The 21499-nt window shown below is 70.4% G+C and carries 20 protein-coding genes and 1 pseudogene; 11 read left to right on the top strand and 10 right to left on the bottom strand.

Annotation, left to right across the window (positions count from 1 at the left end):
- Positions 1-183: 183 nt before the first annotated feature.
- The 4 genes from ACIQRL_RS18670 to ACIQRL_RS18655 form a co-directional block, all read right to left on the bottom strand.
- Positions 184-801, bottom strand: coding sequence for an RNA polymerase sigma factor (locus ACIQRL_RS18670; RefSeq protein WP_401332543.1), 618 nt, complete (start codon positions 799-801; stop codon positions 184-186).
- Positions 802-1061: 260 nt separating this feature from the next.
- Positions 1062-1442: a hypothetical protein gene (locus ACIQRL_RS18665; RefSeq protein WP_401332541.1), complete on the bottom strand. Its 381-nt coding sequence runs from the start codon at positions 1440-1442 to the stop codon at positions 1062-1064.
- A 168-nt stretch (positions 1443-1610) separates the two neighbouring features.
- Positions 1611-2183 (bottom strand): hypothetical protein, encoded by a 573-nt coding sequence (locus tag ACIQRL_RS18660; protein WP_401332539.1) that lies wholly within the window; start codon positions 2181-2183, stop codon positions 1611-1613.
- 252 nt (positions 2184-2435) lie between these two features.
- A complete protein-coding gene (locus ACIQRL_RS18655) occupies positions 2436-4082 on the bottom strand; it encodes a glycoside hydrolase family 20 protein (protein ID WP_401332537.1) in 1647 nt (548 codons plus the stop codon).
- Between the two features lie 815 nt (positions 4083-4897).
- Here ACIQRL_RS18655 and ACIQRL_RS18650 point away from each other — a divergent pair.
- From ACIQRL_RS18650 to ACIQRL_RS18630, 5 genes are all read left to right on the top strand, one after another.
- Complete coding sequence (locus ACIQRL_RS18650; protein ID WP_401333329.1) at positions 4898-5470, top strand: 2-oxo-4-hydroxy-4-carboxy-5-ureidoimidazoline decarboxylase; 573 nt, start codon at positions 4898-4900, stop codon at positions 5468-5470.
- A 167-nt stretch (positions 5471-5637) separates the two neighbouring features.
- A complete protein-coding gene (gene sdhC, locus ACIQRL_RS18645; RefSeq protein WP_103550164.1) occupies positions 5638-6018 on the top strand; it encodes a succinate dehydrogenase, cytochrome b556 subunit in 381 nt (126 codons plus the stop codon).
- Between the two features lie 5 nt (positions 6019-6023).
- Entirely contained in the window at positions 6024-6515 is a 492-nt protein-coding gene (locus ACIQRL_RS18640) for a succinate dehydrogenase hydrophobic membrane anchor subunit (RefSeq protein ID WP_401332535.1), read from the top strand.
- 23 nt (positions 6516-6538) lie between these two features.
- Positions 6539-8293, top strand: a complete 1755-nt coding sequence (gene sdhA / locus ACIQRL_RS18635) for a succinate dehydrogenase flavoprotein subunit (protein WP_401332533.1) — start codon at positions 6539-6541, stop codon at positions 8291-8293.
- Positions 8293-9072, top strand: a complete 780-nt coding sequence (locus tag ACIQRL_RS18630; protein WP_401332532.1) for a succinate dehydrogenase iron-sulfur subunit — start codon at positions 8293-8295, stop codon at positions 9070-9072. The genes sdhA and ACIQRL_RS18630 overlap by 1 nt, the downstream gene beginning before the upstream one ends.
- Positions 9073-9193: 121 nt before the next feature.
- On the opposite strand, the gene ACIQRL_RS18625 is transcribed toward ACIQRL_RS18630, so the two are convergent.
- From ACIQRL_RS18625 to ACIQRL_RS18605, 5 genes and pseudogenes are all read right to left on the bottom strand, one after another.
- Positions 9194-9616: a DUF2752 domain-containing protein gene (locus ACIQRL_RS18625; protein ID WP_401332530.1), complete on the bottom strand. Its 423-nt coding sequence runs from the start codon at positions 9614-9616 to the stop codon at positions 9194-9196.
- Complete coding sequence (locus ACIQRL_RS18620) at positions 9594-10085, bottom strand: TM2 domain-containing protein (RefSeq protein WP_401332528.1); 492 nt, start codon at positions 10083-10085, stop codon at positions 9594-9596. Before ACIQRL_RS18620 ends, ACIQRL_RS18625 begins: the two co-directional genes overlap by 23 nt.
- Before the next feature lie 229 nt (positions 10086-10314).
- The gene (locus tag ACIQRL_RS18615; protein ID WP_401332526.1) at positions 10315-12780 is read right to left on the bottom strand and encodes a DUF4132 domain-containing protein; all 2466 of its coding nucleotides are present in this window, start codon (positions 12778-12780) and stop codon (positions 10315-10317) included.
- Entirely contained in the window at positions 12777-13169 is a 393-nt protein-coding gene (locus tag ACIQRL_RS18610) for a hypothetical protein (protein ID WP_365870730.1), read from the bottom strand. Before ACIQRL_RS18610 ends, ACIQRL_RS18615 begins: the two co-directional genes overlap by 4 nt.
- A 48-nt stretch (positions 13170-13217) precedes the next feature.
- Positions 13218-13867 (bottom strand): annotated as a pseudogene (locus ACIQRL_RS18605) (Uma2 family endonuclease).
- A gap of 145 nt (positions 13868-14012) precedes the next feature.
- On the opposite strand from ACIQRL_RS18605, the gene ACIQRL_RS18600 reads away from it, so the two are divergent.
- From ACIQRL_RS18600 to ACIQRL_RS18585, 4 genes are all read left to right on the top strand, one after another.
- Complete coding sequence (locus ACIQRL_RS18600; protein WP_401332524.1) at positions 14013-14429, top strand: VOC family protein; 417 nt, start codon at positions 14013-14015, stop codon at positions 14427-14429.
- A 160-nt stretch (positions 14430-14589) separates the two neighbouring features.
- Positions 14590-14997, top strand: a complete 408-nt coding sequence (locus tag ACIQRL_RS18595; protein WP_401332522.1) for a hypothetical protein — start codon at positions 14590-14592, stop codon at positions 14995-14997.
- Between the two features lie 5 nt (positions 14998-15002).
- The gene (locus ACIQRL_RS18590; RefSeq protein ID WP_401332520.1) at positions 15003-15527 is read left to right on the top strand and encodes a thiol-disulfide oxidoreductase DCC family protein; all 525 of its coding nucleotides are present in this window, start codon (positions 15003-15005) and stop codon (positions 15525-15527) included.
- Positions 15528-15536: 9 nt separating this feature from the next.
- Positions 15537-16340, top strand: a complete 804-nt coding sequence (locus tag ACIQRL_RS18585; protein WP_401332518.1) for a TetR/AcrR family transcriptional regulator — start codon at positions 15537-15539, stop codon at positions 16338-16340.
- Positions 16341-16409: 69 nt separating this feature from the next.
- On the opposite strand, the gene ACIQRL_RS18580 is transcribed toward ACIQRL_RS18585, so the two are convergent.
- Complete coding sequence (locus ACIQRL_RS18580; protein WP_401333327.1) at positions 16410-18824, bottom strand: MMPL family transporter; 2415 nt, start codon at positions 18822-18824, stop codon at positions 16410-16412.
- A gap of 164 nt (positions 18825-18988) precedes the next feature.
- On the opposite strand from ACIQRL_RS18580, the gene ACIQRL_RS18575 reads away from it, so the two are divergent.
- Together ACIQRL_RS18575 and ACIQRL_RS18570 are read left to right on the top strand one after the other, a co-directional pair.
- Positions 18989-19678 carry a response regulator transcription factor gene (locus ACIQRL_RS18575; protein WP_401332516.1) on the top strand — a complete coding sequence of 230 codons (690 nt, stop codon included), beginning with the start codon at positions 18989-18991 and terminating at the stop codon, positions 19676-19678.
- 47 nt (positions 19679-19725) lie between these two features.
- Positions 19726-21129 (top strand): ATP-binding protein, encoded by a 1404-nt coding sequence (locus ACIQRL_RS18570; RefSeq protein WP_401332514.1) that lies wholly within the window; start codon positions 19726-19728, stop codon positions 21127-21129.
- The last annotated feature ends 370 nt before the right edge of the window (positions 21130-21499 follow it).

The raw sequence follows: 21499 nt of genomic DNA, 5'->3' as shown, positions 1-21499 counted from the left end.
GTCCGGCGCCACGCCCGGTTCCACGCCCGGATGCCTGTCCGGTTCCACGTCCGGTTTCCTGTCCGGTTCCATGTCCGGTTCCATCTCCGTCTGCCGTTCCGCCCGACAACTCCTCGCCGTACCAGAACTCCGCTCCGCGCACCTCGCCGTACGGCGGCCCGCCGCGCAGGGACCGTTGGACGCTCATCCCGACTCCCCCAGCGTCCGGGGCTCGTCATCCGTCACACCCGTGACGCCGAGCTGGCGCGCGAGCCGCTTCAGGCCCCGGTGGGCCGAGGTGCGCACCGCTCCGGGGCGTTTGCCGAGCACGCGTGCCGCGGCCGGTCCGTCGAGGCCGACGACCACCCGCAGGAGCACGGCCTCGGCCTGGTCGCGCGGCAGCCCCGCGACCAGTTGCAGGGCGTACTCGGTCGACAGGGTCTCCAGCGCCTCGTCGTGCGTGCTGTGACGGCCGGGCAGGTCCAGGGCGTCCTGTTCGATGGTGGTGCCCCGGGGCCGCACCCTCAGCCGCCGCAGATGGTCCAGTGCCCGGTGCCGGGCGATGGTCGCGGTCCAGCCGCGGAACCCCGCGCCGTCTCCCCGGAACCGGCCTAGGTCCCGGGCGATCTCCAGCCAGGCGTCGGACGCCACGTCCTCGGCGTCGTCGCCGACGATGCCCCGTAGATAGCCGAGCAGTCCGGGCTGCACGATCCGGTACGCGACCGCGAAAGCGACCTCGTCGCCCTCTTGCGCCCGCGCCACGGCCACGCCCAGTTCCGCGTCGTACGGCTGCGCGCGGCGGGGTTCCCCTCCCTGGCCCAACACTGTCCTCGTTCGCACCGAGTTCGCCCGAATGTGCCCTGCCGGACGCGGCCGGCCGCGTCGACACCCCCATGGTCATCAGCGTCGGACCCCAAGGAAATGTCACAGTGCGTCAGACGGACCGCCCGGCTCGGCGGGCCCCCGGCCCGCGAGGGCCACGGCCCTCAACACCCGTACACGCAGACCCGGTTCACCACGCCTGCGCCGGAGCAGGGCCGGCCGGTCACTCGGACGGGGACGGACGGGCCGGCCCACGTCGGCTAGCGGGTGGCCTCGCGGCACAGCAGGCGCAGGGAGCCGTCGCCCGCGTAGCGGCGGCGGGCCTCCTCGATCGGGTCCCAGAGTCGTCCGTCGGCCGTGCGCAGCCAGTGTTCGCCGCCGGTCTCCCACCACTCGGCACCGGCGTGACGGGCGACGACCTCACCGGCGTACGCCCCGAATCCGCGCAGCACGCTCTCGACGGCGGCGTACGGGGCGCCGTCCCGGCGTATCTCGTCGATCACACGGTCGACACGCCACAGGCTCTGCGCCGAGTAGTCGAGGCGCAGCCGGGCACCCTCGCGCATGGTCGCGACCGTGTCGGCCGCCCAGCGAACGGGCTTCGTCGCAGCCGAGGGCCGCGTTGCTTGAGTTGCGTTCACACTCGATAGAGCGCGACGGCGGCCGGATTCGTCACGCGTCCCGGCGAGGGTTCGCGACACCGGCCCAGGACCGCCATCTCCGCCCCCAGGACCGCCACAGAAACACCTCAGGAAAGAGGTTTGGGGTGCGCCGGAGCCGTACCGCCCCCGGCGCACCCGTGCCCGGGGCTACGCCCGCCCGCGTGCCCTGCGGGACACCACCGCCCGCAGCACGCGCCGCCCCTCCGTCGACGCGTCCAGCGCGAGCCGCAGTCCGCCCTTGCCGTGCTCGGCGAGGAGTTCCAGGATGACGACCTGACGGCGCAGTTCGGCGGCGACGAGCGGGGACATCCCCTCCGTGCGCCCCTCACGGCGTGCCGTCACGCACGCCTCCGCGTCGTCGGCGTGGTCGAGGAACCGGTGCACCTGGAGCGCCGCCACCGAGCAGGCGTCCGACCAGGCACGCAACTCTTCCTCGGAGGGCTTCGCCGGGACGGAGTCGAGCATGCCGCGGGCGAGCAGGGCCGCGTGATCCTCATCGGTCACGGCCGGTTCCGGGTCCTCCGCGTCCAGCTTGGCGCGCGCCTCCTCGACACGCGTTCCCCACTCGGCCCAGGGGTCCGTCTCCGCCAGGCTCGCCCACAGGGGTCTCAGGACATCGTCGTCACCGCCCAGCAGCGGTACGCACCGATCCAAACAAGCCAGACCGCTCGCCGCCAGACCTCGCTCGTCGGCCTGAGCGATCAGTTCCACCAGACTCATCACGACTCCCTCGAAATGCCTCGACAGGGCGCCCTTGCCTTACGGAGCCCGCACTTCCCCTTACTGCGTGCAACGGACCAGGAGTGTCACAGTGCGCCCTCACCTTGCCGGTCGAGGAGCCGGATGAACAGGTTTTCAGCCAATTACTCCGACTCGGCACCCGGCACGCCGAGGGGCGGCCCGATCCCCCTCAAGTGGGTGGGATCGGGCCGCCAAACGGGCGAATCGGGGAGTATCAGACGCCGGACGGGATCAGCCCAGTCGGTTCGCGAGGGCACTGAACTGCGTCCAGGACAGGGACGGCGGGCGCGGGTCCCACAGTTTCTGGGTCAGGGCGCGCAGGGGCATGCGGATGCCCGCCGCGACCTGGTCCTGGGTCTGCGAGCCCGCGAGGTCGCACCAGACGGCGAAGGAACCGCCGAGGATCTGGGGGTCGTACCTCGCGGGGACCGGTGTCGTACCGCGCAGGACGAGGGGGGTCCACTGCTGGTAGATGCGCTGTCCGGTCGGATAGACGAAGGTCTGGGGCTCGCCGAGTACGTAGTAGAGGAACTCGTCGTTGTAGTTGACGACCTTGCGGCCGGTGCTCAGATACTCGACCGGCAACCGCGCCCCGATCTCCTTGCCGGTCCAGTACGCCACCTGGAGACCGCCGTCCGCCTGGACGGTGCCGCCGCGGAAGAAGCCGTCGTTCCAGGCCCGTGCCGTCCGGCCGCGTCCGTGGACCAGCTTGGCGCGGTCGTTCAGCCAGCCGGTCGTGAGGTCGGAGACGGTCGCGCCCGCTCCGTACTTGTTCCTGGCCGCGGTGGCCAGCTGCGGGAAGGACGCCGCCGGGTTCGCCACCGTCAGAGCCTGGTACTCGTCGCCGCCGAGGTGCCAGTAGGCGCCGGGGAAGAGGCCCGCGTACTCGTTGAGCAGGTCGTCGACGAGGGCCGCCGCCGCGGGCTTGGAGATGTCGACGGCTCCGCGCACGGGGACCCCGGACGCGTTGCGGAGCTGGAGGTCGGGGTGCGCCGCGATGACCGCGCCGAGGTGCCCCGGCGAGTCGATCTCGGGCACGACGGTGATGTGCCGGCTCGCCGCGAGGGCGAGGATCCGGCGTACCTCCGCCTTCGTCAGGTGCGGATTCGACACGATCTCGGGGTGCGTGTCGGACTGGATGCGGAAACCCTGGTCGTCGGAGAAGTGCAGGCCGAGCTGGTTGTACTTCAGGTCCCCGAGCTCCCGCACCCGGTCCTCGATCCAGGCCGCGGTGAAGTGCTTGCGCGCGATGTCGAGCATGAACCCGCGGAACGGCTTTGCCGGCCGGTCCCGTACGACGCCTTCCGGGGCCGTACCGCCGCCGTGCACCTCCTGCTTGAGGGTGCGCGTGCCGTAGAAGACACCGGCCTCGGCGGGCCCGGTGATTTTGACCCGGCTGTTCTCGACGGTGAGGGTGTACGACTCCGGGCCCGCGGTCCCCTTGTCGAGGCCCAGCTCGACATCGCCGGCCCTGGCGCCGGTCCGCCCCGCGTACGTCAGTTTGAGCTCGCCGGCCAGCAGTTCGCCCTCGTCGGCGAGGTGGTCGTCGTCCACGACCACCCGGGCACCGGCGTCCGGGCGCCAGCCGGGGCCGTGGGCCGCGATGTGCTCCCGTACGGCAGGGATGGTGCGAGGGGCCTTGGAGAGGGGGTAGCTCCGGGTCGGCGTGGGGCTGGCGGTGGGCGACCGGCCCTCGGACACGGCCTGCGACCGGTCGGCGGACGGCGCCCGCGCGCCGGACGGCCGGCCGTCTCCGCCGGGCCAGACCGCCACGGCCACCGCGACGACACCGGCGACCGCCAGACCGCCCGCGACGAGCCCGGCCTGCCCGGTCCGCCCTGTCCGCCGCCGCGGCGCCCGCCGCCTGCCACCACTCACTGCGCCACCCTCATCTCACCGCGCCCACGCCACCGCGCTCACTTCGCAGCGCCCACGCCACCGTGCTCACGCCACCGTGCTCACGCCACCGTGCTCACTTCGCCGCGCCCACGCCACCGTGCTTACGCCACCGTGCTTACTTCGCCGCGCCCACGCCACCGTGCTCACTTTGCCGCGCCCACGCCACCGTGCTCACGCCACCGTGCTCACTTCGCAGCGCTCACGCCACCGTGCTTACTTCGCCGCGCCCACATGCCTGATCACTACGCCCGGCTCACTACGCCCGGCTCACCACCTCTGGCCCGCTACCTCCGGCTCACTACCTTTGGCTCACTCGACCCTGCTCATTTCCCGACCCCGTTCCCCCACCACAATTCCCCACCGCATTTCGAGCCGCCGAGTTCGCCACGCCCATGCCGACACGCTCACGCCGACACGCCCATGCCGACGTCGGGGTCGCTCCACCCTGCGTCCCCACTCTCGCCGGGGTCATGTCGTCGCCCGGCCCCGTCCTCCCATCAGGTGTACTCCTCCCTCGGGAGGTCCACCTCTCCGGTTCGCCTCTCCCGCTCGCCTTCGGCGCGACCTCTCCGCTCCACCCCGAACTCTGCCCCGACCGTCACCGCAACCGTCCACCGCACGCTCCGAAACTCTCCCGTGCGGGTGAAATCCGGGCATCCGTCGGACAGGTCCCGACACTCCTCGATAGCGTGAGCGGCACACCTTTCACTTCTCCCCCTGCCGAAACACACGTATCGCACGCGCGTCACGCTCACCGGACGTCGCGTGTCTCACCCCACCGCCGAGGACCCACGCTGACGTCTCACCGTCTCCCACGCCTCCCCGGCCAGGTCGCCCTCCCCGAGCAGAAGAGCGCGGCGCCGTCCCCGGCCCGCCTCGACGGGTTCAACTCCGCGCCCGCCGATGAGGTCACCCGCGCCCTGCTCACCTGCTGCCGCAGCCTGCGCTGGGTCCACCGTCTGGCCGACCACCGCCCCTACCCGGACCTCGGCGCCCTGCTGGCCGCGGCCGACGAGGCGGCGTACGACCTGACCCCCGCCGACCTGGCCGAAGCCCTGGCCGGCGAGTCGCTCACGCTGCTCCCGGACGGCGCGTACTCCGTCGCCCACACCGCGCTGAGCGCCGCGCACGCCGCGTACGAGAGCAGATTCGGACACGTGTTCGTCATCTGTCTGGACGGATTCGCCCCGGAGGAGGCCCTCGATCAGGTCCTCGTCGAAATCCGGGCACGCCTGACGAACGACCCCGAGGAGGAACGGGTCATCACCGCCGACGAGCTGCGCAGACTGGCCCGCGGCCGGCTGACCCGCCTCGTCCGTCAGTTCGCCCAGGAACCGCGATCCGGCGGGATCCGGCGTCCGCAATAGCCCGAACGTGCCTGATTGATTGCCAGTTTGATCACATTGATAGGGCCGCTGTAAGCGTTCCGACAACACGTCGCTACGATGGCCGGGGCCGGTGGACCGTACCCGGCCGGGCCCGACCGACAGAGAAGCCGGCGCGGCCCCAATCCCCGCTCCCGGAGGGTTCTTCCGTGCCGGCTGGAACGCTGTACCGCGGCCGGGAAGGAATGTGGTCCTGGGTGGCTCATCGAGTCACCGGCGTCCTCATCTTCTTCTTCCTGTTCGTACACGTGCTGGACACCGCTCTCGTCCGTGTCTCCCCCGAGGCGTACGACAAGGTCGTAGCCACGTACAAGACGCCGATCGTCGCGCTGCTGGAGTACGGCCTCGTGGCCGCCATTCTCTTTCACGCGCTCAACGGCCTGCGTGTCATCGCCGTCGACTTCTGGTCCAAGGGCCCGCGCTATCAGAAGCAGATGCTCTGGTCCGTCGTCGGTATCTGGGTCGTGCTGATGTTCGGGGCTCTTTACCCCGTCCTCGGTCACGCATTCCGCGAAGTATTCGGGAGCTGACGCAGATGTCCACTACTGACACCGCCGCTTCCGGTATCGGCCCCGTAGAGGGCGCCGGAGACTTCTCGGCCTACAGCGTCGACAACCCGGCCCCGTTCATCGAGGCCCCGCGCAAGCGCACCAAGAAGACCCCGAAGTCGACCCGCGGCAACTTCGAGATGTACGGCTGGCTCTTCATGCGCCTGTCCGGCATCGTCCTGGTCGTCCTGGTCCTCGGCCACCTGCTGATCCAGCTCGTCCTCGACGGAGGCGTCTCCAAGATCGGCTTCGCCTTCGTGGCCGGCCGCTGGGCGAGCCCCTGGTGGCAGGTCTGGGACCTCGCGATGCTGTGGCTCGCCATGCTGCACGGCTCCAACGGCCTGCGTACCGTCATCAACGACTACGCGGAACGCGCGGGCACGCGCCTGTGGCTGAAGGGCCTGCTCTACACCGCCACGGTGTTCACGATTCTGCTGGGCACGCTGGTGATCTTCACCTTCGACCCGAACATCCGCTAGGCACGGGGCTGAGGCAACCACTCATGAAGATCCACAAGTACGACACCGTCATCGTCGGCGCCGGCGGCGCCGGCATGCGCGCCGCCATCGAGGCGACGAAGCGCAGCCGTACCGCCGTGCTGACGAAGCTCTACCCCACCCGCTCCCACACGGGCGCCGCGCAGGGCGGTATGGCCGCCGCGCTCGCCAACGTGGAAGAGGACAACTGGGAGTGGCACACCTTCGACACGATCAAGGGCGGTGACTACCTGGTCGACCAGGACGCCGCCGAGATCCTGGCGAAGGAGGCCATCGACTCCGTCCTCGACCTGGAGAAGATGGGCCTGCCGTTCAACCGGACGCCCGACGGGACGATCGACCAGCGCCGCTTCGGCGGCCACTCCCGCAACCACGGCGAGGCCCCGGTCCGCCGGTCCTGCTACGCCGCGGACCGCACCGGTCACATGATCCTCCAGACGCTGTACCAGAACTGCGTCAAGGAGGGCGTGGAGTTCTTCAACGAGTTCTACGTCCTCGACCAGCTCATCACCGAGATCGACGGCGTCAAGCACTCGGCGGGCGTCGTCGCCTACGAGCTCGCGACCGGCGAGATCCACGTCTTCCAGGCGAAGTCCGTGATCTACGCCTCCGGCGGCACCGGCAAGTTCTTCAAGGTGACCTCCAACGCGCACACCCTGACGGGTGACGGCCAGGCGGCGGTCTACCGTCGCGGGCTGCCGCTGGAGGACATGGAGTTCTTCCAGTTCCACCCGACCGGCATCTGGCGCATGGGCATCCTGCTGACGGAGGGCGCCCGCGGTGAGGGCGGCATCCTCCGCAACAAGGACGGCGAGCGCTTCATGGAGAAGTACGCGCCGGTCATGAAGGACCTCGCGTCCCGTGACGTCGTGTCCCGCTCCATCTACACGGAGATCCGTGAGGGCCGCGGCTGCGGTCCCGAGGGCGACCACGTCTACCTCGACCTCACGCACCTCCCGCCGGAGCAGCTCGACGCCAAGCTGCCCGACATCACGGAGTTCGCGCGCACCTACCTCGGCATCGAGCCCTACACGGACCCGATCCCGATCCAGCCCACCGCGCACTACGCCATGGGCGGCATCCCGACGAACGTCCAGGGTGAGGTGCTCTCGGACAACACCACGGTCGTTCCGGGCCTGTACGCCGCCGGTGAGGTCGCCTGCGTTTCGGTGCACGGCGCCAACCGTCTCGGCACGAACTCGCTGCTGGACATCAACGTCTTCGGTCGCCGGGCCGGTATCGCCGCCGCGGAGTACTCGGAGAAGACGGGCTACGTCGAGCTGCCCGAGAACCCGGCCTCCAAGGTCGTGGCCCAGGTCGAGCGCCTGCGCGAGTCCACGGGCACCGAGCGGGTCGCCGCGATCCGCCTGGAACTGCAGGAGTGCATGGACGCCAACGTGATGGTGTTCCGCACCGAGCAGACGATCAAGACGGCGGTCGAGAAGATCGCGGAGCTGCGCGAGCGCTACCTGAACGTCTCGATCCAGGACAAGGGCCGGCGGTTCAACACGGACCTCCTGGAGGCCATCGAGCTGGGCAACCTGCTCGACCTGGCCGAGGTCATGGCCGTCTCCGCGCTCGCCCGCAAGGAGTCCCGCGGCGGTCACTACCGCGAGGACTACCCGAACCGCGACGACGTCAACTTCATGCGCCACACCATGGCGTACCGCGAGGTCGGCGACGACGGCACCGAGTCCATCCGTCTCGACTACAAGCCGGTCGTCCAGACCCGCTACCAGCCGATGGAGCGTAAGTACTGATGGCTACTCCCACCCTGGACAAGGCGGACGCGGCCGGCACGCCCGAGCCCGGTTTCGCCGACTCCCCGTACATCACCGCCACGTTCCGCGTCCGCCGGTTCAACCCGGAGGTCTCGGCCGAGTCGGTCTGGGAAGACTTCCAGCTGGAGATCGACCCCAAGGAGCGTGTCCTCGACGCGCTGCACAAGATCAAGTGGGACCAGGACGGCACGCTCACGTTCCGCCGGTCCTGCGCGCACGGCATCTGCGGCTCGGACGCCATGCGGATCAACGGCAAGAACCGTCTGGCCTGCAAGACGCTGATCAAGGACCTCAACCCCGAGAAGCCGATCACGGTCGAGGCCATCAAGGGCCTGACGGTGCTGAAGGACCTCGTGGTCGACATGGACCCGTTCTTCCAGGCGTACCGCGACGTGATGCCCTTCCTCATCACGAAGGAAACCAACGAGCCGACGCGCGAGCGTCTGCAGTCCGCCGAGGACCGCGAGCGGTTCGACGACACCACCAAGTGCATCCTGTGCGCGGCGTGCACGTCGTCGTGCCCGGTGTTCTGGAACGACGGCCAGTACTTCGGTCCGGCCGCCATCGTGAACGCCCACCGCTTCATCTTCGACTCGCGTGACGAGGCGGGCGAGCAGCGGCTGGAGATCCTCAACGACAAGGACGGTGTGTGGCGCTGCCGCACGACGTTCAACTGCACCGACGCCTGCCCCCGAGGCATCGAGGTCACCAAGGCGATCCAGGAAGTCAAGCGCGCGCTGATCACGCGCCGCTTCTGACGGCCGCTCCGCATCGACCGACAGGTCCTGCGTCCGAAGGGCCCCGCTCCTCCTGGGAGCGGGGCCCTTCGGCATGTCCCGTGCCGTCAGCCGCGCAGCACGCGGCCTTGCTTGTACGCCCCTAGACGACGTTGCGGGCCACCGTCCAGGCCATCGCCAACGCGAGGACCAGCAACTGTGTCCGGGGCGCGAGTTCGGGCCGCCAGCGGCGTCCGCGCAGCCCCTCCGTGATCCAGCGCGCGAGCAGTACGAGGGCGAACGGCGAGGCGAGCAGCAGCGCCCTGTTGTCGAGCCAGGCCTCGGCGAAGTGACCGTGCATGAGGTCGTACACCATGCGGGTTCCGCCGCAGGCCGGGCAGAGCAGCCCGGTGAGGAGGCGGAACGGGCAGCCGGGCAGGACATGGCCCGGCTGGTGCGGATCGGTGACGTACAGATAGCCGGCCCCGGCCGCCCCGGCGGCCAGCACCGCGAGGGGTGCCGCCGCCGGGTGCCGCGGCGCGAGCCCGCGCGCCGCGACGGAATCAGCCACGCAGGACCCGGCCATCGGAGTCGGTGGCGTTGTTGCCCGCGAGCAGCATGATCCCGTCGATCAGGGCCCATATGCCCATGCCACCGCAGGTGAACAGCTGGGCCAGGCCGATGCCGACATTGCCCATGTAGAAGCGCCCGGCACCGAGGCCGCCCAGAGCGAGCTGGAGGATACCGGCGACGATCTTCGACTTCTCGGAGTACGGGCGGCCGTACGGGTCGTAGCCGTAGGGAGCGTTCGGGTCTCCGGTGTACGTGCCGGGCGGGACCGGGCCCATCGCGTAGCCACCGGGCCCCGGGTGGCCGTACGGCCCCTGGGGCGGGGGCGGGTAGGCGCCGGGCTGGCCGGCTCCGTAGGGACCGGGCCCGTACGGGCCCGGTCCGTACGGGCCCGGTCCGCCGGGCGGAGTGGCACCGACGTTCGGATAGCCATAGCCGGGCGGCTGGTTCGGCGGCTGCTGCGGCTGTTGCGGCTGGTCGGTCAAGGTGCTGACTCCTGAAGTGCGGGTGCCTGACGGCATGGGACTCAAGTTCGAGGAACGAACGAGTCAGGCCATCTTGCAGGAGGAGGCCCGCGCGAGAGAAGTCGATTGGGTCGGGAACGGCCGTCAACGTTCCCGACCGGCTCTCAACGGCCGCCGGTCGGACCCTCGGCGCAACCGAACGGCCCCCGACCTGCGGACGTACGGCGTCCGACGTCGGCGGCGGCCCCGGTCACAGCTGCCCGAGGATCGTCGGATCCGTGATCCGGAGGTCGTCCGCCAGCAGCATCGCCTTGCTGAGGATCACCGCCAGCATCCGGTCCCCCTCGAACGGCAGATAGCCGGTCTGGGGCCCGCCCGCGGCGGACTTCGGGACGATGCACAGGTACTGGTCGTTCGGGCTCATCAGGATGTTTCCCGAGCCCAGATGGATCCGGTACGTGTGGCGCTCGCCCTTCACCTGCAGGAAGCGGCCCTCCAGCGTGCAGCGGTCGGCTATCGCCAGCCGGGGGATCAGACGCTCCAGCAGGGCGCGGCGGGTCTGCGCGGTCTCCGTCAGATCGCCGAAGCCGTACGACGTCCAGTACTCCTGGAAGCGGCCGCCCGGACCGCCGTCCTGCCAGGTCGGGTCGTTGCCGACGCTGGAGACACCGACGAACAGGTCGACGTCCCGCAGGACTTCGGACAGGACCAGCGGCGGGATCTCGGAGAGGGGCAGGGGCTCCACCGGGTTCTCGCCGTCGCGCAGCGACATGCGGTACGCGCCGCCGTAGCAGTGGGCCCAGTTCTCGGGGGCGTCGAGCGGGTAGAAGCGCACCTGGTCGGTGCGCAGCCGCAGATAGCTGCCGGCCTCGGTGGTGTCCTCGCCGTACTCGCCGTCGCCGGTGATCCAGTACTCGGCGCGCAGCCCCCACTGGGGCAGTTCCCGGGTGGCCGGGGGCGCCGCGTCATCGACGCAGAGGCGGAGCTTGTTGCGCCAGCCCCTCACGGCGGCCAGGGAGTTGAACTGGTGCTGGCGCACGACGTGGGCGGCGAAGCGGTTCGAGTACGTGGCCGTCGCCCGCTCGGCTTCGGTGAGGAGGTACACCTCGCGGTGGGCCTGTTTGAAGGGCTGGGTGATCTCGTGCCGCTCCAGCCAGTCCCGCCAGGCGACGTCCTCGGCGGGCTCACGGCCGACCGGATGCCAGAGGGTGACCTCCGTGCCTTTCTTCACCGGGTCGTCGGTGAGGGTGCGCAGCTCGCCGTTCGCGAACCCGACCGGTGTGCCGTCGACCGTCCACAGGAGCCGGCGGGCGAGGGTGCCGACGAGCGGGTGGTCGAGGTAGCGCTCGCGCCAGGTGTCGTACGTCCAGGTGCGCCGGGCGAGGAACTGCCGGTCCAGGCGCTCGGCCTGTGCCGACAGCATCTTGTCGATGTCCTTGACCGCCGCCTTGAGCTTCTTGAGCTGTTCGGCGTGGTCGCGCCGCACCGCGGCGGGCACGCTCTTGACGGCCTTGCCGGTCGCGTTGTGCCAGCTCAGCACGGCGCGGGTGCCCTGGACTTCGAGGAGCGCGGTGGTCTCACCGAGCTCGTGACGTGCCTGCCCGACGTCGGTGAGCCCGTACGCCGGGACGGCCAGTTCCTCGATCTCCTCCCGGCTCAGACCGAGGGCCGCGGCCTTCGCCTCGATGAAGCCGTCGATGAGCTTGCCCGTGGCCTTGTACGTCACCCGGGTGGCCAGCCGGGCCAGTTCGGCGAGGGCTGCCTCGCCGTCGACGCGGGAGAGTGCGATCACACCGGCGTTGGCGACCTTCGGGTTGCGTGGGCCGAGTCCGGACACCTTCTTCAGGGAGGTCTCGACGAGCGCGCCGAGGGCCCGTGCGATGTCCGCGTGGGGCGGCAGGAGGGAGACCAGCCAGGCGAGGCCGCGCAGGGCGTTGGCGTTGCAGGGGTCGTAGGCGTCGTTCACGTCCGGGCTGGAGAACCGGACCTCCAGCCGGAACGTCCGGGGGCGGCCGACGAGGGCGAGCCAGGACAGCGCGGTGACGCGGACCCGGTCGGGTCCGAGGGCTTCGACGAGGGCGCGGGCCTTCTGGTCCCACTTGGCGGAGGGCTTGGAGGCGGTGGCGGTCGTCAGATGGGTCAGCAGGGCCTGCCAGTCGGGGGTGGAGCTGTCCCTCATGGCCTGCTCGGCCCATTCCTCACCGACGTTGAGAACGGGCTCCGTGAGCTTCTTCATCAAGTCCACCGCGAACTCGGGGCCGTAGGTGTCCATGCCCGTGCGGCGGAAGACCGCGACCACGGCCGGGTCCAGTGTGCTGCCGGCCGCCAGTTCGGCCTCCGCCAGGACGTCCATCCGCGTCGCGTACCAGACGGTGTTCTGCCTGCCGAGCTCCTCGAGTTGCCTCGCCCGCTCGTCGGCGAGCGGGTACTCCGGGAGGCCGTGGGAGATGGCGGCGAGCATGGTCAGCACGTGGTTGCGGGGTTCCGATCTGCCGCCGACCGTGTGATAGCCCTCCGCCAGGGCGCCGGTCAGCCTTTCCCGCTGGTCGGCGGGGAGCGCGCCCAGCAGGTCGAGGATCTCGTCCCAGCCACTGCCCCATTGGCCCGTGTTGACCAGTGCGGCCCTGAGGAGGTCGGTGGCGAGCCCGCCGATGTTGCCGGCGGCCGCCTGCGAGCGGATCCACCCCAGATGCGTCTTGGTGTCGGCCATTGTCATCCCCCTACCAGCGCGACGAGCTTGAGGAAGGTGACCTCGGTGCCCAGGACCAACTCGATCTCCTCGTCGAGGTCGGTCACCTGGCGCTCGCCCACGAGTACCAGGAAGCCGTTCCCCGCGAAGGCCTTGAGCGCCAGCTCGCTCTGCGCCTCCGGGTCTATCCGGCGGGGCGTGCGCAGCGCGTAGCCGTTCAGCACTCGCTCGGTGTCCTCGGGCTGCACGAGCCCCTGGAAGACCTCCGGCATGCGCGCGTTGTACTCGGCGACCTCCTGGAAGACCCGCCGCCGGATCAACTCGCGCACCGCGAGCCGCTCCTCGGCGATCTCGATCCCCCAGCCGGCGCCCCGGCCCCCACTGGTCGTCTCGTCGACGAACGTCACCATTCCCATGCCGACGAGAGTACGAGCCACCACTGACAATCGGTCACCGAGCCCCGATCAGCCCTCGTGCGCTGTCTCCGCCGTCGACCCCGAACCGCCCCTCCGTCTGCCGATGGCCGTCAGATCGATCTCGATCTCGAAGGGGACGGTGGCCTTGAGGCGCTCGTGGAAGATCCCGGTGAGGCCGTACGACTTGGTGGCCGGGTCGAGTTCGTAGACGTAGACGACGGGCAGGCCCTTGTCCTCGTCCTGTTCGACCTGCCAGAAGTGCGGGACCCCGGCCTCGGCGTACTTACGGTGTTTGACCTCGCGGTCGCGTTCGCGTGAGTCGGGCGAGACCACCTCGACGGCCAGGAGGATGCCCTCGGGCCTGACCAGGTCTGTCCCGGCCCTGTGTTCGCGTCCACCGGAAACACCATGACGTCCGGCGCGGGCCGGTTCTTGGTGTCGAGTCCGATCGTCATCTCGCGCATGACGTCGAGATGGTCCGGGGCCTGCTCCAGGAGAGTGTTCTCCAGCAGACGCGTACAGCGTCCGTGAAAAGCGGTCTGCGGGCTCCTGAAGACGAGACTCCCTTCGATCAACTCCGTGTGCGGGGGGAGGCCCTGAATCCGGTCGAGGTCGTCCGCGGTCCAGCCTTCGGGCGGCGGGATCGGCCAGCGGTACGCCGGCTCGTCGTCGAGCCCGTTCTCGGATGCGGCGTTCATCAGTGCTCCCATGAGCCGGAGTCTCGCCTGTCGATTCAGCGTACCCAGGGGGAATGGAAGCCGCTTCGCCTCAACGGGTGATCACATGTTCGGCCCGCGGTCAGCCCTTCCTCGTCGCCCTTCGCTCCACTCCTAATCTGATGGCATGTCAGACGACGTGTCATACGAGCTGCTCGGACTCGACAACGTACTGCTGCCCGTGGGGAATCTCGGTGAGGCCGTGAGCTTCTACGAGCGCGCCGGATTCCCGCCGGCCTTCCGGCTCGACGAGGCCGGGATCGCGCTGCTGAAGGTGGGCAAGGAGACGCCGGGTGTACTGCTGCGGCTGGACGAGGAGCTGAGCCACCGGCCGCCACCGTGGGCGTCGCCGCGGCTGTGGCTGGAGGTGCCGGACGCCCGCACCGCGGCCCGCTCGCTGGCCGCCGCCGGCATCGCACCCCTCGACGAGCCCTTCCCCGGCGCCACCGGCTGGACCGTCGAGATCGCGGACCCCTGGGGCAACGTCATCGGCCTGACGGACTACACCAAGCGCCCCGAACTGGCCCGCGGGGCCCAGGGATAGCCCTGACTCACCTCGATGCCCCGCCCCTGGACACGGCACTGACGCACTGCGGCCCGAGCGCGGCCGATCCGTTCGCGAGATCCGACTTGAACATGTTCAAAAGCAGGTCTACATTCATCCCAGACAGCGTTTTTGAACGCGTTCAAGAAGGGGTGGGACCATGGACCTCACGGTCGTCGCGTACGTCATCTATCTGCTGGTCAGCATCGCGCTGACGGTCTGGGTGGCACGCACGCTGAGCCACAACGGACGGATCTTCCTGGCGGACGTCCTGCACGGCAACGAGAAGCTCGCCGACGCCGTCAACCATCTGCTGGTGGTGGGCTTCTACCTCGTCAACCTGGGCTTCGTCGCGCTCTATCTGCACCAGAGCGACGAGATCTCCAACGCCCGCGAGGTCTTCGAAGCCCTGTCGACCAAGCTGGGCGTCGTCCTGCTGGTGCTCGGCGTCATGCACCTGGGGAACGTCTACGTGCTGAACAAGATCCGGCGGCGGGGTGTCATGGAGCGGGAGCAGATGCCGCCGGTGCAGCCGACGGACTGGGTCGCCCCCACCCTCGGGGCCTGAGACCGGTGGCCGGCACCTCAGCCACCCGGGACCGGGGCGCCGCGCGCGTCCCGGTCCTCGGGCTCACGGTCCTCTACGACGCGCGCTGCTCGCTGTGCGCCTTCCTGAAGCAGTGGCTCGCCGGGCAGGCCCACCTCGTACCGCTCCGGTTCGTGCCGGCGGGCTCCGAGGAGGCCGCCCGGCGCTTCCCCGGGCTCGATCACCGCGCCACCCTGGACGAGATCACCGTGGTGGGCGACGGCGGGCAGGTGTACCAGGGCGCCGCCGCCTGGGTCGTCACCCTGTGGGCGCTGCGCGACCACCGGGCGCTGGCCCATCGGCTGAGCACTCCCACGGGTGCGAGGCTGGCCAGGGGCGCGACCCTCGCCGCCGCCAAGTGGCGCGGAGCGCAGGCGTCACGGACGTCCCGGCGGTGGGGCGGTGGCGCGTACCAGTGGGGCGACGGGTGGAGCTACGACCCGGCCGCGGGATGGACGTACGTACCTCCCGCCTGCGACGGCGGCGCATGTCCGACCGTTCCCACTCGTTAGGCTCGTCCCGTGCCAGCACCGACAGACAGCCCCGGCCCCATCGGGTCCTCCGCGCCCGACGAGTCCGCCGCGGCCTCCGAGCCCCCCACGTCCCCGGGCAAGGAGACGGCGAAGAGCCCGGCCAAGAGCGAGCAGACCCGGGCCCTGATCCTGGAGACCGCGATGCGGCTCTTCCAGGAGCGGGGGTACGACAAGACGACGATGCGGGCCATCGCCCAGGAGGCCGGGGTCTCCGTCGGGAACGCGTACTACTACTTCGCCGGCAAGGAGCACCTGATCCAGGGCTTCTACGACCGGATCGCCGCCGAACACCGGGAGGCGGTCCGGGAGGTGCTGGACCGTGAGACGGATCTGGAGGCCCGGCTGGGCGGCGTGCTGAGGGTGTGGCTGGACATCGCCACGCCGTACCACGAGTTCGCCGTGCAGTTCTTCAAGAACGCCGCCGACCCGGACAGTCCGCTCAGTCCCTTCTCCCCCGAGTCGGAGCACGCGCGCGTGGAGGCCATCAGCGTCCACAAGGAGGTGCTGGCCGGGGCGAAGACCAAGGTGCCCGAGGAACTGCGCGAGGTGCTGCCCGAGCTGATGTGGCTCTCCCAGATGGGGCTCGTCCTGTACTGGGTCTTCGACCGTACGGAGGGTCGCGAGCGCAGCTACCGGCTCGCCGAGCGCGGCGCACGCCTCACCACCCGCGGCGTCCAGCTGTCCCGTTTCCGGCTTCTGCGGCCCCTCGTCCACGAGGTGCACGAGTTGTTCACGGACTTCCTGCCGGGAATGACGAAGGCCCTGCCCGACCCGGCCAAGAAGACGGAGTAAGGGGCGCCCGCCTTGGCGGACACCCCTTACATCAGCCCTTGCCTCGGGACGGTCAGGCGTCCGGCGGCCTCAGTTGACCGCGTCCGCGTCCACCTCTCCCTCCGCCAGCTCCACGTCGTGCACCAGCGGTTCGTCCGTGACGACCACGTGCCCTGCCCGCGCCCCGTATGAACGGGCCGTCGCCGACAGCAGATACGTCCCCGGGGCGGGCACCGAGACGATGTACGAACCGTCGGCCAGCGAGGTCACCCGGTCCAGTTGACGGCCGCCCGTGGAGAGCAGGGCGAGGACCGCTCCGTCGACGGGCGCGCCCTCCGCGTCACGGACGAACCCGTGGACCACCGACGCGCCGCCCCCGGCCGGAGCCGCGTCCTCGGACGGCGTCTCGGCCGGTTCGACCGCCAGGTGCGGCAGCCGCTTGTCCAGGCCCGCGGGCAGCCACCAGTTGGAGTTGCCGAGCAGGTGCATCGCGGCGGGGACCAGGGCCGTACGGAGGATGAAGGCGTCCAGCGCGACCGCGGCCGCCAGGCCGACGCCCGCCATCGCCGCTCCCGAGTCACCGCTCAGGACGAAGGCGAGGAAGACGCAGACCATGATCAGGGCCGCGGAGTTGATGACCCGGCCGGTCTCGGCCAGACCCACCCGCACCGCGCGCGCGTTGTCCTTCGTGTGCACCCATTCCTCGTGCATACGGCTCACCAGGAACACCTGGTAGTCCATGGAGAGGCCGAAGAGGAGCGAGAGCATGATGACGGGCAGGAAGGCGTTGATCGGGCCCTCCTTGCCGAGGCCCAGCAGTCCCAGGCCCCAGCCCCACTGGAAGATCGCGACGAGGACACCGAAGGACGCGGCGGCGGCGATCAGGTTCATCAGCGCGGCCGTCAGCGGGACCACCAGGGACCGGAAGGCGATCAGCAGGAGCAGGAAGCCGAGGCCGATGATCGTGGCGACGAACAGGGGCAGCCGGTCGCCGGTGATGGTGGCGAAGTCCTTCGACACGGCGGTGACGCCACCGACGTGGGCCGTCACCCCGGCGTCCGGGATCACCCGGTCCCGCAGGGTGTCGATGAGCTGGTCGGTCTTCGTCGACTGCGGTGAACTCGCCGGAATCACCTGGATCACCGTCACCCCGTGCGCGGGCGGCAGAGCGGCGACCGCGGCGACTCCGGGCGTGCCGCCGATGTCCTTCACCAGGGCTCCGGTGTCACCGCTGGTCGCGACCACCTGCAAGGGGCCGTTGAAGCCGGGCCCGAAGCCCTCGGCGAGCAGGTCGTAGGCCTTCCTGGTCGTCGTCGTGGCGTCGTTGTTGCCCTGGTCGGTGGCGCCGAGGTGCAGCGACAGGACCGGGATCGCGAGGACGGCCATCACGACGATCGCGAGGGTGGCGATGATCCGGGGGCGGCGCTGCACGGTCATCGACCAACGGGCCGCTGTCCCGCTCGCCCGCTCCGGCTCGGGCCCCCGCGCCTCCAGTTTGCGCCGCTGACGGCGGCTGAGCACCCGGGTGCCGAGCACTCCGAGGAGCGCCGGCAGCAGGGTGGTGGCCGCCAGCACGCTGAACACGACGGTGAGGGAGGTGCCGATGACCACGCCGTCCAGGAAGCGGAGATTCGTCACGAGCATGCCCGCGAGCGCGATGCACACCGTGCCGCCCGCGAACAGGACGGCCCGGCCCGAGGTGTTGAGGGCGACGACCGCCGACTCCTCCGGCGCCAGTCCGCGCAGGATGCCGCGCCGGTGCCGGGTGACGATGAACAGCGCGTAGTCGATGCCGACGCCGAGGCCGATCAGGGTGGCCAGCAGCGGGGCCAGGTCCGGGATGGCCGTGCTGTGGCTGAGCAACTGCGTGGAGAACAGCCCCGTACCGACCCCGAAGATCGCGATACCGATCGGCAGCAGCATGGCGAAGAACGAGCCGAAGGCGAGGAAGAGCACGACGGCCGCGGCCAGGATGCCGACCATCTCGGCGAGCCCGGTGGGCGGTTCCTGTACGCGCTGGATCGCCTGACCGCCCAACTCCACCTGGAGTCCGCCGCGTTCGGCTCCCTGCGCGGTGTCGACGACCTTCTGCACCAGTTCCTTGGGTACGGCGTTCGCCTGCTCGGCGAAGGTGATCTGGGCGTACGCGATCCTGCCGTCGCGGCTGACCTGCGCGGCGCCCCGCTCCCCCTGGTACGGCCCCGCGACCTGGCCCACGCCCTTCATACCGGCGATCTCGTCCAGCACGGGCTGGATCCGGGAGCGCACGGAGGCGTCCCTGACCGTGCCCGCGTCGACCTTCCACACCACCGTGTCGGTGTCCCCCGCGCTGTTCGGGAAGGCCTTCTCCATCTGGTCGTACGCACGCTTGGAGTCCGTGTTCGGAAGGGAGAACACGTTCGCGTAGTCCGTGCCCGCGGTGGTCGCCGCGAAGCCGAGACCGAACAGCGCACCCACCCACAGCAACAGGACCACCAGCCGGTGCCGATAGCACCACCGTGCCAATGCCGCCACGTTCAACGCTCCTTAGTCGGTCGGTCGGTCCCCCAGGTCCTGGGCAACAGGATTGGCGGCGACGCGCACGTGTGGACATGACCCGCCCATGACTCTCAAGGAACTCCAAGGCGCGAACGGCTCCCGCTGTCGGTGGCCCCGCCGATACTGGGGGCATGACCGCTCACGAGGGAGCCACCGTCCTCGTCGTCGAGGACGAGCCGAGCATCGCGGACGTCCTCACCATCGCGCTGCGCTACCACCGCTTCGAGGTGATGGCCGCGGGCACCGTCCGCGAGGCGCTGGCCCTCGCCGAGCGCACCCGTCCCGACGCGGCGCTGCTCGACGTGATGCTCCCGGACGGCGACGGCCGGGCCCTGGGCCGTGAACTGCGGGTCCGGCAGCCGGACCTGGCCGTCGTCTTCCTCACCGCGCGGGACGCGCCCGCCGAGATCGTCGGCGCGCTCGGCTTCGGCGACGACTACATCACCAAGCCGTTCAACATCGACGAGGTCGTCGCCCGGATCACCGCCGTCCTTCGCCGCACGCGGCCCGACGACGTCCTGCCGCAGCGCCCGCCCCTGCGCTACGGCGATCTGGAGCTGGACGAGACGACGTACCGCGTCCACCGCGCGGGCACCACGGTCGAGCTCACCCCCACCGAGTACGCGCTGCTGCGCTTCCTCGTCCGCAACGGCGGACGGATCGTGCCCAAGGAGCAACTCCTGCGCCATGTATGGCAGTACGAGCACTCGGCCGAGTCGACGGTCGTGGAGACGTACATCAGCTATCTGCGGCGCAAGCTCGAACCGCTGGGGCCACCGGTGATCCAGACCCGCCGGGGCGTCGGATACGGACTCGCGTGAACCCGCCCGTCCGGCCCGGCTGCCGACCCCCGCGCTACAAACACGGCGTGCATTCGCTGCGCGGCAAGCTGACCATCGCGAACGTCGGACTCCTCGCCCTGGGCATCGTGGTGGCGACCGCCGTGAGCCTGATGGGCATGCGGCACTATCTGCTCGACCAGGTGGACACGCAGCTCGCCAAGACCCGGGAGTCGCTGGGTGTTTCGCAGCTCACCATGAGCCAGATCGACTCGCTGAGCGCCCTCGCGTTCGTCCGCGACCGGATCGGGCCCGCGGTGGACGAGTCACCGAAGCCGGACTCGATCTTCGCGGCCGTCGACCGGCACGGCGCGGCCGTCGAGGTGGCCGGCGTCGAACCCACCCGGACGCAAAGGGCGTTCGCCGCCGCCGTGGACGACCCGGCCGCGCTCGCCCGCTCCGCCGACCCGCGCGACGTCACCGTGCGCGGCGCCGCCTACCGGGCGACCGGGGCACGGCTCGCCGACGGGACGTACGTCCTGTTCGCCACCTCGACCGACGGACTGCACAAGGGCGTCGCGAAGGCGCTCAAGCTCGATCTGGCCGTGGGCACCCTGCTGTTGGCGCTGCTCGCGTGCCTGACGATGTTCAGCGTGCGGCGCCGGATGCTGCCGCTGGAGGCCATGGTGGAGACCTCGTCGGCCATCGCCGAGGGCGATCTGACCCGGCGCGTGCCCTCCAGCCATCATCCGACCCAGGAGGTCGAGCAGCTTCGGCTCGCGCTCAACTCCATGCTGCACCAGGTCGAGTCGGCCTACCGGACGCGTGAGCACAGCGCCGCCCAGCTCCGCCGGTTCGTCGGGGACGCCTCGCACGAGCTGCGCACACCGCTGGCGGCGATACGCGGCTACCTCCAGCTCTACGAGAAGGGGATGCTGACCGATCCCGTCGAGCGCAAACGGGCCTGGGACCGGATGAACGCGGAGGCCGACCGCATGGGCCGGCTGGTCGACGAACTGCTCACACTGGCCCGTCTCGACCAACGGCCCGAACTGCGGTTCAGGAACGTCGACCTGAGCCGGCTCGTGCGGGACGCGGCGGAGGACCTGCGCGCCCAGCAGCCCGGCCGCCCGGTGACCGTGGGCGCCGACGGCATGCTGCTCGTGCAGGCCGACGAGTCGGGGCTGCGGCAGGTGCTGGGCAATCTCGTGGGCAACGTACGCACCCACACGCCCGACGACGTGCCCGTGCGGCTCGCTCTGGAGCGGGCTGACGGTGTCATACGGCTGTGTGTCGCGGACAAGGGTCCCGGGCTCGCGGAGGAGGACGCGGCGCGCATCTTCGACCGTTTCTTCCGGGCCGGCGGGGGCGCGGGCAGCGGGCTCGGCCTGGCGATCGTGCAGGGTGTGGTGAGGGCACACGGCGGCAACGTGGCGGTACGAACGGCCCCCGGCGAGGGCCTGGCGGTGACGGTGACCCTGCCGGTGCGGTGACAACACCGCCGGTGCGGTGGCACCCCGGACGCCGGTGCGCAGGACGGCCCACGTCGGCGGGGGTGACATCCCGGACACCGGTGCGGAGACCGCTCACTTCGGTGGGACGGGACCCCGTATGCCCGTGAGGTGAAGGTACCGACCCCGGCGGGGGTGACACCCCGGACGCCCGTGCGGGTAACCGTCCACACCGGTGGACGGGACCACGGACGCCGGTGAGGTGAAGGTACCGACCCCGGCGGGGGTGACACCCCGGACGCCCGTGCGGGTAACCCTCCACACCGGTGGACGGGACCACGGACGCCGGTGAGGTGAAGGTACCGACCCCGGCGGGGGTGACACCCCGGACGCCCGTGCGGGTAACCCTCCA

Origin of the sequence: Streptomyces sp. NPDC091209, from assembly GCF_044757755.1 — a bacterium.
In the GTDB taxonomy this organism is placed as follows: domain Bacteria; phylum Actinomycetota; class Actinomycetes; order Streptomycetales; family Streptomycetaceae; genus Streptomyces.
This window is presented reverse-complemented; position numbering and strand designations above follow the sequence as displayed.

Bases quoted from the DNA above. Each gene is read 5' to 3' on its own strand.
- ACIQRL_RS18595 (WP_401332522.1), top strand. From the start codon at position 14,590: ATGGACCTCACGGTCGTCGCGTACGTCATCTATCTGCTGGTCAGCATC.
- ACIQRL_RS18625 (WP_401332530.1), bottom strand. From the start codon at position 9,616: ATGGCCGGGTCCTGCGTGGCTGATTCCGTCGCGGCGCGCGGGCTCGCG.
- ACIQRL_RS18575 (WP_401332516.1), top strand. From the start codon at position 18,989: ATGACCGCTCACGAGGGAGCCACCGTCCTCGTCGTCGAGGACGAGCCG.
- ACIQRL_RS18630 (WP_401332532.1), top strand. From the start codon at position 8,293: ATGGCTACTCCCACCCTGGACAAGGCGGACGCGGCCGGCACGCCCGAG.
- ACIQRL_RS18610 (WP_365870730.1), bottom strand. From the start codon at position 13,169: ATGGGAATGGTGACGTTCGTCGACGAGACGACCAGTGGGGGCCGGGGC.
- ACIQRL_RS18640 (WP_401332535.1), top strand. From the start codon at position 6,024: ATGTCCACTACTGACACCGCCGCTTCCGGTATCGGCCCCGTAGAGGGC.
- ACIQRL_RS18615 (WP_401332526.1), bottom strand. From the start codon at position 12,780: ATGACAATGGCCGACACCAAGACGCATCTGGGGTGGATCCGCTCGCAG.
- sdhA (WP_401332533.1), top strand. From the start codon at position 6,539: ATGAAGATCCACAAGTACGACACCGTCATCGTCGGCGCCGGCGGCGCC.
- ACIQRL_RS18600 (WP_401332524.1), top strand. From the start codon at position 14,013: ATGTCAGACGACGTGTCATACGAGCTGCTCGGACTCGACAACGTACTG.
- ACIQRL_RS18660 (WP_401332539.1), bottom strand. From the start codon at position 2,183: ATGAGTCTGGTGGAACTGATCGCTCAGGCCGACGAGCGAGGTCTGGCG.